General features: G+C 71.7%; 8 protein-coding genes. 3 read left to right on the top strand and 5 right to left on the bottom strand.

Annotation, left to right across the window (positions count from 1 at the left end; all coding sequences use genetic code 11):
• The first annotated feature begins 16 nt into the window (after nucleotides 1–16).
• Together ACZ6TI_RS32500 and ACZ6TI_RS32495 are read left to right on the top strand one after the other, a co-directional pair.
• Nucleotides 17–1081 carry a vWA domain-containing protein gene (locus tag ACZ6TI_RS32500; protein WP_465349011.1) on the top strand — a complete coding sequence of 355 codons (1065 nt, stop codon included), beginning with the start codon at nucleotides 17–19 and terminating at the stop codon, nucleotides 1079–1081.
• The gene (locus tag ACZ6TI_RS32495; RefSeq protein ID WP_465349010.1) at nucleotides 1072–1974 is read left to right on the top strand and encodes an amidohydrolase family protein; all 903 of its coding nucleotides are present in this window, start codon (nucleotides 1072–1074) and stop codon (nucleotides 1972–1974) included. The genes ACZ6TI_RS32500 and ACZ6TI_RS32495 overlap by 10 nt, the downstream gene beginning before the upstream one ends.
• Here the strand turns inward: ACZ6TI_RS32495 and ACZ6TI_RS32490 are convergent.
• The 5 genes from ACZ6TI_RS32490 to ACZ6TI_RS32470 are packed head-to-tail and all read right to left on the bottom strand — an operon-like array spanning nucleotide 1969 to nucleotide 6367.
• A complete protein-coding gene (locus tag ACZ6TI_RS32490) occupies nucleotides 1969–2277 on the bottom strand; it encodes a hypothetical protein (protein ID WP_465349009.1) in 309 nt (102 codons plus the stop codon). The two genes, ACZ6TI_RS32495 and ACZ6TI_RS32490, sit on opposite strands and share 6 nt — an antisense overlap.
• Nucleotides 2274–2930 carry a DUF624 domain-containing protein gene (locus ACZ6TI_RS32485; RefSeq protein ID WP_465349008.1) on the bottom strand — a complete coding sequence of 219 codons (657 nt, stop codon included), beginning with the start codon at nucleotides 2928–2930 and terminating at the stop codon, nucleotides 2274–2276. The genes ACZ6TI_RS32490 and ACZ6TI_RS32485 overlap by 4 nt, the downstream gene beginning before the upstream one ends.
• 5 nt (nucleotides 2931–2935) lie before the next feature.
• Nucleotides 2936–4570, bottom strand: a complete 1635-nt coding sequence (locus ACZ6TI_RS32480) for an ABC transporter substrate-binding protein (RefSeq protein ID WP_465349007.1) — start codon at nucleotides 4568–4570, stop codon at nucleotides 2936–2938.
• Nucleotides 4571–4595: 25 nt separating this feature from the next.
• Nucleotides 4596–5462: a carbohydrate ABC transporter permease gene (locus tag ACZ6TI_RS32475; RefSeq protein WP_465349006.1), complete on the bottom strand. Its 867-nt coding sequence runs from the start codon at nucleotides 5460–5462 to the stop codon at nucleotides 4596–4598.
• The gene (locus ACZ6TI_RS32470) at nucleotides 5459–6367 is read right to left on the bottom strand and encodes an ABC transporter permease (protein WP_465349005.1); all 909 of its coding nucleotides are present in this window, start codon (nucleotides 6365–6367) and stop codon (nucleotides 5459–5461) included. Before ACZ6TI_RS32470 ends, ACZ6TI_RS32475 begins: the two co-directional genes overlap by 4 nt.
• Nucleotides 6368–6720: 353 nt before the next feature.
• Here ACZ6TI_RS32470 and ACZ6TI_RS32465 point away from each other — a divergent pair, with 353 nt between their 5' ends.
• A complete protein-coding gene (locus ACZ6TI_RS32465; protein ID WP_465349004.1) occupies nucleotides 6721–11922 on the top strand; it encodes a diguanylate cyclase in 5202 nt (1733 codons plus the stop codon).
• Nucleotides 11923–11930 lie beyond the last annotated feature (8 nt).

Genomic DNA, 11930 nt, shown 5'->3' with positions numbered 1-11930 from the left:
CCTGCGGCGCGCGGGCGTGCCCGCTCCGCCCGCCCAGCAGACCGACTTCCTGTACGCGCTCGCCGAGTCCACGCCGGCGGACGTCGAGCAGCTCTACTGGTATGCCCGGGTGATCCTGCTCGGCGACATCACCGGCCTGCCCGCGTTCGACCGCGTCTTCGACGCCTGGTTCCGCGGTGGCGAGGCGGTGACCGACCCGCCACCCGCGGAGGAGAGCGACGTCCCGGCGCCGCGCGACCGGGGTGGCCGGACGCTCCCGGCCACCGGGATGCGGCAGGGCAGCGGCACTGAGGCGAGCGCCGCGCCCGCGGTCACCCGGCGACGGAATTTCGGCGGGACGGACGCCGGGGAGCTGACCCGCCGGCTGCGGACCGCGTTCGCGGCCGGCCTGCCGACCCTGCCGTCGCGCCGGCGGCGGCCCGCGGCGTCCGGGCGTGACCTGGATCTGCGTCGCACGCTGCGGCGGGCGCGACGCACCGGCGGAGAGATCGCCGAGTTGTGCTGGACCACCCGCCCTGAGCGTCCTAGGAGGCTGTTGATCCTGCTGGACGTGTCGGGGTCGCTCAAGGAGCACACGCCCGAGTTGCTGCGGCTCGCGCACGCCGCGCCGGCCCGCACGGAGGTCTTCACCTTCGGCACCCGGCTCACCCGGATCACCCGGGCGCTGGCCGCCCGCGACGTCGAGCAGGCGCTCACCGCGGTCTCGGACGTCGTCCCGGACGTCGACGGCGGCACCGCCATCGGCTCGGCCATGCGGGAATTCCAGGCGAACCCGCGGTTCCTGGCGCTCAGCCGCGGCGCGCTCGTCCTGGTGCTCTCGGACGGGCTGGAACGCGGCGACTGCACCCCGATGATCCACGCGACCGAGCGCTTCGCCCGGCTCGCGCACCGGCTGATCTGGTGGTCGCCACTGGCTTGCGCGCCGGGCTACCGTCCGGTGACCCGGGGCATGTCCGGGCTGCTCGGCCACCTCGACCACCTCGGCGGCGTGCGGGATCTGCGGACCGGACTCGCCGAGGTCAACCACATCCCGGCGGTCACCGCCGGGCCCCGCAGAGCCGCCTGGAGGCGATGGAGATGATCGGCGACGACGAGCTCGTGGACGCCCACCACCACATCTGGCGGCGGGCCGACCTGCCCTGGCTCAGCGGCGAGATGGTGCCGCGCATCTTCGGCCCGTACGAGCCGATCCGGCGCGACTATCCGGCCGCCGAATACATCGCGGACGCCACCGCCGCCGGCATCACCTCGTCGGTCTACGTGCAGACGAACTGGCCGCTCGATCGGTGCGCGGACGAAATCATCTGGCTGCGCGACGTACACGAAGAGAGCGGATGGCCCACGGCCGTGATCGGCTGCGCGGACCTCTTCGACCCGCAGGCCGCGGCCGTGATGCGCCGGCAGGCGCAGATCACCCCGCTGGTCCGCGGCGTCCGGCTGCAGCTGCACTGGCACGACCGGCCGGAGTTCCGCTTCGCGTCCGGGCCGGCGCGGATGCACGACCCGGTGTTCCGCGCCAACATCGCCACCCTGGCCGAGCTGGGCTGGCTCTTCGAACTGCAGGTGTTCGCCGATCAGATGGTGGACGCCGCGGACTTCGTGGCCGCCTTCCCGGACACCACGTTCGTGCTGGTGCACGCGGGCATGCTGGAGAGCCGCGAACCGGTCCGGCGCAACGCCTGGCTGCGCGGCATGCGACTGCTGGCCGACCAGGCGAACGTGGTGGTCAAACTGACCGGCCAGGGCACCTTCGTGCACCGCGTCGACGAGGAGCTGATCGACCTGGTCACGTCGCAGTGCCTGGCGCTGTTCGGGTCGCGGCGCTGCATGTGGGGCAGCAACTTCCCGATCGAGAAGCTCTGGACCGACCTGCCCACCCTGGTCGCCACCTGGCGCCGGGTGCTGGACAAGCACCCGATCGAGGCCCGCCGCGACGTGTTCGCCCGCACCGCCAAGCGCGTCTACGGCCTATGAGTCGAGCCGGCGGCCGCGCTCGTCGGGGATCCCGGACTTGCGGAAGAAGTACGCGTTGATCTGATCCCGCCACTCCCCCGCGCCGCGCACCTGCTCGGCGAGGCGCTCGGTCACCCGGGCGTGCAGGTCCGCAGTGGCGACCGACTCGTAGAGCTCGGCCCAGGGCGGCGGATATTGTCCGGTGAACCCGGTGCCGCCGGCCCGGGCCAGCGAATAGGCGTCCTCGCCGAGCGACGGATCCAGGCTCAGCACCAGGTCGGCCGGGGCGCCGACCTCGCCGCCGAAGCGCGCGCAGGCCGTCATGCGGTGAACGCCGTCCGCAGGTCGGCGATCATCGGCCGGGCCGCGCGCAGCAGGGTCAGCGCGAGCACCGGGCCGAGCATCAGCAGCGCCACCTCGGACCAGCGGATGGTGACCCCGGCCGCGACCGCCAGCAGCAACAGCGTGCCGAGCGGCACCGAGGGCGTGCGGAACAGGTAGAAGCCGGCCAGCCGGGCGACGTCGCGGACCCGGAACTCGAACAGCGCGCCGATCACCAGCGCGTTGCCGCCCCAGAGCAGCGCGACCGCGGTCACCGCCAGCAGCGGCCCACGCCACCAGGCCGGCAGACCCGCCGCGTCCAGGTTCGCGAGGTTCACGGCCAGCACGGTGAGCCAGCCGAGCAGCGGCAACCAGAGGCCGAGCACCCCGGCCAGATTCCTTCGGTACGCCCGCCGGAACGCCGCCGCCGGGTGCAGGTCGGCCGGGTCCCCGGTGCGCTGATGCACCGTGGCGAGCATGGCCGAGGCGGCCGGCCCGATCGGCGCGGCGCACACCGCGGCCAGCGGCAGGTTGCCGGCGTCCCGGCCCAGCAGCACGAGTGCCACCAGACCGGGCGCGGCGGTCAGCAGGAAGAGCAGCTCCGCCGCCAGCAGCGTGTAGAGCAGCGCGGCCGCCCTCGGCAGCACACCGTCCACCGGGCTCAGCCGTTCGCCTTCTGGAAGCGCTGGTAGGCCTTGTCGACCAGCTGCAGGTACTGGTCCGAGTTCTTGGCCTTCAGCTCCGCGACGTACGCGTCCCACTCGGCGAGCGGCCGCTGCCCGAGGATGAACTTCAGCGTGTTCTGGGTGACGAAGTCCTTGAGCGGCGTCTCCCAGAGCGTCGCCTGCTCACGCTCCTCGTCGGTGAACGGATAGGGCGGCGGGACCGCGATCGGGGTGCGGGCGCCCATCACCTTCTGGAACTCCATCTCCTCGGGCGGGAAGAAGGACTGCACCAGGGGCAGGTCACCGCCGTACGTGAAGATGCCGTTGTGGAAGCCGAAGTCCTTCTGCAGATGCTTGGGCGCGCCGGGGTTCAGCCCGAGCATGTCCACCGACCCGGTCAGCGTGCGCCGGCCGGACGCGTCCTTGGTGAAGGTCGTCCCCTCCACTCCCCAGCGGGCGAACTCCAGGCCGGCGTCCGAATACCAGAGCCAGTCGATGAACTGCATCATGGCGACGAAGTTCTTGCTCTCCCGGGCCTTCTTGGAGATCATCACGCCGTTCTCCAGGCGGGATGCCGGGTTGATCTCGCCGGCCGGTCCGACCGGCAGCGGGATCTTCACCAGCTCGGCCCCGGGTTGCGTGCCCTCGAGGTCGGCCCGGTAGTCGTTCACCAGGCTCTGCGCGTTCGAGCTGATCACGAACGCCTTGCCGTTGGCCAGCTTCTGCCGGGCCGCGTCGTCGGTCTGGGTGAAGCTCTCCGGGTCGAGCAGCTTCTCCGCGACCAGCTTGTTCAGATATTCCAGCATCTGCCGGTAGCCGTCGGTGGCGGCGGTGTACTCGAACTTTCCGGCCACCGGGTCCCAGTCGGCGTGCTGGTAACCCCAGCCGCCGGTGACGCCGTAGGAGACGGCCAGGATGTTCAGCAGGTTGCCGCCGGGGGTGGGCTTGCCCCACCGGTCGGAGAACGGATAGACGTCCGGGTAGCGGGCCTTCATCGCCTTCAGCACCGCATGGAGCTCGTCCCAGGTCTTCGGGATCTGCAGCCCGAGCTCGTCGAGGATGTCCTTGCGGACGGCCAGCGAATAGTCCTGGGTCGGCTTCTCGTGCAGGCCCGGCAGCAGATAGAACTTGCCGTCCGACTGCTTCAGAGTGTTGATCTCCGGCGCCAGCTGCCACTTCGCGATCTTGTCGGTGAGGTTCGGCATCAGGTCGAGGTAGTCGCTGACCGGCAGGATCGCGCCGGACGAGGCGAAGGCGTTCTCCGCGGGGTGGTAGGTCTTCGGGATGATCATCGGGGCGTCGCCGGCGCCGATCAGCAGGCTGCGCTTCTGCTCGTAGTCGCTCAGCGGCACGGCGACCGACTGGATCGTGACCCCGGTGCGCCGGGTGAGCTCGGACCAGAACAGCCAGTCGTTCTTCAGCGGATAGAACGGGTGATTGTTGTAGAGCATGCTGAACGTCATCGGCCCGGTGGCCGTGAACTGGTCCCCGACGGCATAGGTGGCCATCGCGCCGGCCCGGTTGCCGGACAGGTCCTCCGCGTCGGCGGTGTCGTCCGAGCAGGCGACGAGGCTCAGGGCGAGCAGACCGGCGGCGGCTGCCGCCACGCCGCGCCACGTTCGGTGAAGCATGGCTGTCCTTTCGGGTGCGGGTGGGCTACCCCTTCACGGCGCCGAGCATCACGCCGGACACGAAGTAGCGCTGGACGAACGGATAGACCGCCAGGATCGGCAGCGTGGTGAGCACGATGGTCACGGCCTGCAGGGTGGCCGCGGCCTGCACGGCGTCCGCGTCGGCGACCCCGCCCGCGGACTGCGCGCCGGTCGCGCCGGCGATGAGGTTGCGCAGATAGACAGTCACCGGGAAGAGCTCCTGGCGGTCCATGTAGAGGAACGCGCTGAACCACGAGTTCCAGAAGGACACCGCGTAGAACAGCACCATCGTGGCGACGATCGCCTTGGACAGCGGCAGCACGATCCGCCACAGGATCCCGTACGTGCTCAGCCCGTCGACCGCCGCCGCCTCCTCGAGCTCCTCCGGCAGGCTCTCGAAGTAGGCCTTCATCACCAGCAGGTTGAAGACGCTGATGGCGTTGGGCACCACCACCGCCCAGATCGAGTTCTTCATGCCGAGGCTGGTGATCAGCACGTAGTTGGGGATGATGCCGCCGGAGAAGAACATGGTGAACACCGCGATGCCGACCAGCACCCCGCGTCCCTCGAGCCGGGGCTTGGACAACACGTAGGCGTAGCAGGTGGTCAGCACGATCGCGATGAACGTCGCGACGACCGTGTAGACCACCGTGTTGCGGTAGTTGGTCCAGAAGATCGGGTCGGACATGACGAGCCGGTAGGAGACCAGGTTGAAGCCGCGCGGCACCAGGTTGACCTCGCCCGCGATCAGGTGCCGCTCGTCGCTGAGCGAGCGGGCCACGATGGTGACGAACGGGTAGAGCGTCACCAGCACGACCCCGCTCAGGACGACCGCGTTCACCGCCCGGAAGACCACCTGCCCGCGGGTCACCACAGGCTCGTCCCGACCGTGCGGCGGGCCACCACGTTGGTGGTCAGCACGAGCACCAGCCCGATCACGGCCTCGAAGAGCCCGATCGCCGCGGCATAGCTGAAGTTGCTGGACTCGAAGCCCATCCGGTACAGGTACGTGGCGATCACGTCGCTGGTCGGGTAGGTCAGCGGGTTGTAGAGCAGCAGGATCTTCTCGAACCCGACCGCCAGGAAGGTGCCGATGTTGAGAATCAGCAGCGTCACCATGGTGGGCCGGATGCCGGGCAGCGTCACGTGCCAGGTCTGGCGCCAGCGGCCGGCGCCGTCGATCCGCGCCGCCTCGTAGAGGTTCTCGTCGATCGTGGTGAGCGCCGCCAGATAGAGGATCGTGCCCCAGCCGACGGTCTGCCAGACCTCCGACGACACGTAGATCGTGCGGAACCACTCCGGTCGCTGCAGGAACGGCACCGCCTCGCCGCCGAACGCGCGGACCACCTGGTTGACCGTGCCGTCGACCGAGACGATCTGCATGACGATCGCGGCGACGATCACGATCGACAGGAAGTGCGGCAGGTAGGACACGGACTGCACGAACCGCTTGAGCCGGACGGTGCGCACCTCGTTGAGCAGCAGCGCCAGCACGATCGGCAGCGGGAAGCAGAACAGCAGGGTCAGGGCGCCGAGCACCAGGGTGTTGGTGAACACCTCCCAGAACGAGGGGTCGCCGAAGAACAGCCGGAAGTAGCGCAGGCCGGCCCAGGACTCACCGAAGATGTTGCCGCCGGGCCGGAACCGGCGGAACGCGATCACGTTGCCGAGCATCGGCAGGTAGCGGAACACCACGAAGAACAGCAGCGGCAGCAGGGCCAGCGAATAGAGCTGCCAGTCGCGGCGGAGCGTCTGGCGCCAGGTGCGGCGGCTCATGCCGGGTCCTTCCGGAAGTTTCGGCGTCCGATAACCCGCTCGACATATATCGATGAACTTAAGTTTGTGGTCCCGCCGATGTCAAGGCTTGTGGAGCGGCCCGGAATCGAAGCATGGTGAGGGTTTGACTTCCGGAAGTTTCCCGGCCGGACCGCGGGCGGCCGCCGCGTGGACCGCCGCCGGGAGAAGAGGCACGGATCCGGCGCCGCGGACCCGCGACAGCGGCCGCCGGAACCTCTACGGTGGTGCTGCCGGACGGCGCAGGCGTACCGTCCAGGTAGCTCGTCGTGAATGGAAGGCTCACGTTGACCGCGACCTTTGGGATGGCACCGGGGTCATTCTCTGATCTTGAGGTGATCTCAGAGCTCGGTCGGGGCGCCGAGACGGTGGTCTACCGTGTCCGCCGCCACGGCGACGAATACGCGCTCAAGGTGCTGTCCACGACCGACACCGCGCAGGCCCTGGCCGCCGTCCGGCGGGAGGCCGCGCTGCTCGGCTGCGTAGGCCACCGGCTGTTGCCGCGGATCTTCGAGGTCGGCCAGACCGCGGTCGGGCCCTACCTGATCCTGGAATACATCAACGGCAGCCCGCTGTCGCAGACGCTGCGCCACGGCCCGCTCGACGAGGCCCGGGCGGTGGCGCTGGCCGTCGACCTGGTCGGGCCGCTGACCGCCGCGCACCGCGCCGGCCTGGTGCATCGCGACGTGAAGCCGGACAACGTGATCGTCGATCCGACCGGCACCGCCCGCCTGATCGACTTCGGCCTGGCCGCCCGCGGCGGCGCCCCGGACGACCGGGTGGCCGGCACGCCGCTCTACAGCGCGCCGGAGCAGACCGGCATGCTCAAGCGCCCGGTGGACGGCCGCTCCGATCTCTACGCGCTGGGCGTGCTGCTGTTCGAGTGCGTCACCGGGCAACTGCCCTATCAGGCGGAGGATGCCGGCGAGCTGATCCGGCAGCACGCGATCGCGCCCGTACCCGATGCCAAGACGCTCTGCCCCGACCTCTCCCCCACCCTGAGCACGATCATCGCCACGCTGATGGCCAAGGATCCGGACGACCGCTACCAGAGCGGCGAGGGCCTGCTCACCGACCTGGAACGGCTCGCCGCGCAGCCGGGCGCCCGGTTCCGGGTGGCGACCGACCGGCGGGCCGTCGAGCCGCTCGCCCCGACCATCCTGGTGGGCCGCGACCAGGAGATGATCGACCTGGCCAACCGGTGGCTGAAGGCCCGCGCCGGAGCCGGTGGCGCGGCCATCGTCGAGGGGCCGGCCGGGGCCGGCAAGACCCGGCTGGTCCGCGAGCTGACCAACGCCGTCGCCACCGACGGCGACCTGGTGCTGCACGGCAAATGCGTGCCGGACGACCCGGTGCCGCTGGCGCCCCTGCGCGCCGCGGTCGAGCACTACCTGCAGACGGTGGAACGGCTGCCGGACTACGAGCGCGACACCGCGATCCAGCGGCTGACCCGGGCGGCCGGGCGCGGCGGCCCACTGCTGCGCACGCTGTCGCCGCTGCTCGCCGACCTGGTGCAGGCGCCCGAGATCGGCGAGCTCAACCGGCACGAGCAGTTCATCAACGCGGTCGCCGCGTTCCTGGTCGGGCTGGCCGACGAGTTCCAGGGCGCGGTGCTGCACATCGACGACGTGCAGTGGCTGGACGGCTCGACCCGGCGGGTGCTGCAGCAGGTCACCAGCCGGCTGACCGGCACCCCGCTGCTGGTGATCGCGACCAGCCGCGACGACACGGACAACGCGGCCGCGCTGGACCAGTTCGGCGTCGACATGGACGCGACCCTGGACACCCGCATCCCGTTGCCGCCGCTCGACCAGGAGGCGGTGGTGCAGCTGGTCGCGGAGCACCTGGGCGGGGTGCGGCTGCCCGCCGAGCAGGTCGCGGAGCTGGCCGTGCGGGCCGGCGGCAACCCGTTCACCGTCGGCGAATACGTCCGCGCGGTCTTCGACGCCGGCCTGGTCACGCCGTCCTGGCGCGGCTGGCGGCTGGACCTGGCCGGGCTGGACCGCCTGGACCTGTCCGGCGACGCGGTCGAACTGGTGCTGCAGCGCATCGACGGCCTCGGCATGGAGAGCCGCCGGCTGCTGGCGGCCGGCGCCGCGGGCGGGCGGTGGTTCCCCTCCGAACTGGTCGCGGCGGTCTGCGAGATCGACCCGCGGCGGGCCCGGGCGGTGCTCGCCGAGGCCGAGTCGCGGCGGCTGGTGACCGCCGCCGGGCCGGACGGCTACCGGTTCCCGCACGACCGCATCCGCGAGGCGCTGCTGGTCGGGCTGGACGCGGACGCGCTGCGCCGGCTGCACCAGCGGATCGCCGAGGTGCTGGACGCGGTCAAGCACGACGACCCGCGTTACATCTATGCGACCGCGCGGCACTACGCGCTGGGCGAGACCGGGCGGCGGCCGGTGCGGGTCTTCCTGAGCGGGTTCGCGGCCGGACGGCTGGCGCTGGCCGAGCACGCGCCGGCCGAGGCACGGGCGTTCCTCGAGATCGCCGCCGCCTCGGCCCAGGCCGCCGGCATCACGCCGGAACCCCGGTTCTTCGTCGCGCTCGGCATGAGCTGTGCGCGCACCGGACGGTTCGCGGAGGCGCTGCACCACCTCGACCTGGCCCTGCGCAGCGAGCCGGACCCCCTGCGCCGGGCCGAGATCCTGGCCGAGATGGCCGTGGTGCACAACAGCGGATGGAGTCCGGACCGCGCGTTCGACGCGGTCCGCGGCGGGCTCGCCGAGCTGGGCAAGCCACTGCCCAGCGGCCGGCTGAGCCTGACCGTGACCACCCTGGCCGCGTTGCTCGCCGGGCTCTTCGTCGGCAGCACCCGGATCGGGTTCGGCGCGGCGCGTGGCCGGCAGCGCGAGCGCTACCGGCTGCAGGCCATCCTCTACGACGTCGCCACCTTCGCCCTGGCCATGCGGATGCGCCGGGGGATGCGGGCGCTGATCAGCCTGCGCGCCCTGCTGCCGATCAACCGGCTCGGTCCCGGCCCGGAATACGCGCGGCACATGGCCGGCCTCGCGGTGATCGCCGACGTGGCCGGCAAGGCCAAGCTGGCCACCCGGCTCTACGACCGGGCCGCCGAGGTGGCCGGCGAGATCGGCGACCCCGAGCTGGTCGGTTACGTGGAGTGGAAGCGCGGCGCGGGCAGCCACATGGGCGGGCGCGACGACGACGGCCAGGTCTGGGGCCGGGCGCTGGTCGAGCACGAGCGGTGGCTGGAGCTGGGCGACTACCTGACCGGCGTGTCCACCCTCTGCATGCAGCACTTCAAGCGCGGCCGCACCGCCGACGCCGAGTCCTGGTACCGCCGCGGCAAGGCCCGGCTCGGACCGGGCGCCGAGGCGGAGGGCGCGGCGATCGGCGCGGTGGCGGCGGTCATCGCCGCGCAGCGCGGCCGGGTCGAGGAGGCGATCGCGCACATCGAGGCGCTGCGCCGCTTCCTGCGGGCCAGCCCGGACAATCCGATGCAACTGATCAACCTGTACGGCGCCCGGATGGTCACGATGGTCGAGCAGGGCCAGCTCGGCGAGCCGTTCGAGCAGCTCACCGCCGAGTTCGCCGCGCTCGGCCTGGAACCCCGCTCGATCGTCCCGGAGCAGCGGATCTACTACGTGTACGAGGCGCTGGGACGGCTCGAGCAGTGCCGCCGCGGCCACGGTTCGCTGGCCGCGGCGCGCGATGCGGTCACCCGCCTCGGGAAGATGGCGGACAGCAAGCCGACCCGGGCCTACCACCGGGTGGCGCGGGCCGATCTCGAGGTGCTGAACGGCCGGCCGCAGGACGCGGTGCGCACGCTGTCGGACGTCGAGGCCGAGTTGCTGCCGCTGGACGCGCCGCTGATCGCGTACGAGACGGCGCGGGCGCGGGCCCGCGCGCTGGCCGCGCTGAACCAGCCGGGCTCGGCCGCGCACCAGGCGAAGGTCGCCTTGATGATCGCCAACGAGCAGCAGTGGCCGCAGCGGGCCCGGTGGATCACCGACGAGTTCCGGGTGACCGCGCACGGCACCTCCAACCCCGGCCCGGTCACCAGCGCGGACCGGGCGGACACCAAGGGCGGCGCCCTCTATCGCCGGCGGCTGGAGGCGTTGCAGCAGGTCAGCCTGGCGTCGGCGACGGTGCTGGATCCGAGCGCGCTGGCCCGGGTGGCGCTCGACGAGACGCTGCGGATCCTGGGCGCCGAGCGGGCCTACCTGTTCCTGATGGATCTCGACCTCGGCCAGCTGGTGCCGCACGTCGGGCGGGACGGCGAGGGCAACGACATCCGCCAGCTGACCGGCTACAGCTCGACCCTGGTCGACCGGGTCCGGCACACCGGCGAGCCACTCGTGGTGACCGGCAGCGAGGAGGGCGCGGCGCTCGGCTCGCACAGCATGCAGGTGCACGGCCTGCGCAGCATCCTGGTCGCGCCGCTGAAGTTCGACGGCCAGCTGCGCGGCGTGGTCTATCTGGACAGCCGGGTCGCCAAGGGCGTGTTCACCAGCGACGACCTCGGCATCCTGAAGGCCATCACCAACCACGTCGCGGTGTCCCTGGAGACCGCGCGGGCGGCCCAGCTCGAGGTCGCCGTGCAGGCCGCGCACCGGCAGCGGGACGTGGCCGAGACGCTGCGCGCGGCGATGGCCGACCAGAGCTCGTCGCTGGATCCGGACAAGGTGATGCGACGGCTGCTGCTCAGCCTGACCCGCACGCTGGGCGGCGACTCGGCAGTGTTGCTGACCCCGCTGGACCGCGACCGGCTGGTGGTGGCGGCGACCCACGGCGACGGCGCGCCGGTCGGCACCCGGCTCTACTCGGTGCCGTCCGACCTGCTCGGACTCACCGTCCCGCGGGTGCGCGCGGTGGCGCCGGGCGAGGCGACCCCGTTCGGCGAGTTGCTCGGCACGCCGCGCAGCTGGTGGGCGATCCAGGTGGCCGAGCACGGCGAGCCGTCCGGCATCCTGCTGGTCGGCTCGGGCCGGGGCGGCATGACCGACGCGCAGGCGCAGATCGCGGCGGCCATCGCCGGGCAGGGCATGACGGCGTACGAGAACGCGCGCCTGTTCAGCCAGGTGCGCCGGATGGCCACTGTGGACGGGCTCACCGGGCTGTTCAACCGCAACCACTTCTTCACCGAGGCCGGCCGGCAGCTGCAGCTGTGCTGGCATCACCAGCGCCCGATCGCCGCGATCATGGTGGACATCGACCACTTCAAACGCATCAACGACACGTACGGGCACCCGGTCGGCGACGAGGTGATCCGGATCGTGGCCCAGCGGCTGCGCGACACGGCCCGCGACGGCGACGTGCTCGGCCGGTACGGCGGCGAGGAGTTCGCACTGGTCACGCCGCAGACCGCGGCCTCCGCGGCGGACCTGTCCGAGCAGCTGCGTAAGGTGATCGCCGGCCTCCCGGTGCCGACCGCGGCCGGCCCGCTGCCGGTCACGATCAGCGTCGGCCTGGCCTCGCTGGACGGCGGCGAACCCGACCTGCGGCAGCTGTTCGCCCGCGCCGACGGCGCCCTCTACCAGGCGAAACAGTCCGGCCGCGACCGCGTCTGCGTGGCCTAGGGTGGGTG

The organism is Actinoplanes sp. NPDC051388 (assembly GCF_055586225.1).
Note: the sequence above shows the minus strand (reverse complement) of the source record. Positions and strands in the feature narration are given on the sequence as shown.

Excerpts from the sequence above, each read along its gene's own strand:
- ACZ6TI_RS32495 (WP_465349010.1), top strand. The coding sequence starts at position 1,072 with ATGGAGATGATCGGCGACGACGAGCTCGTGGACGCCCACCACCACATC.
- ACZ6TI_RS32470 (WP_465349005.1), bottom strand. The coding sequence starts at position 6,367 with ATGAGCCGCCGCACCTGGCGCCAGACGCTCCGCCGCGACTGGCAGCTC.
- ACZ6TI_RS32480 (WP_465349007.1), bottom strand. The coding sequence starts at position 4,570 with ATGCTTCACCGAACGTGGCGCGGCGTGGCGGCAGCCGCCGCCGGTCTG.
- ACZ6TI_RS32490 (WP_465349009.1), bottom strand. The coding sequence starts at position 2,277 with ATGACGGCCTGCGCGCGCTTCGGCGGCGAGGTCGGCGCCCCGGCCGAC.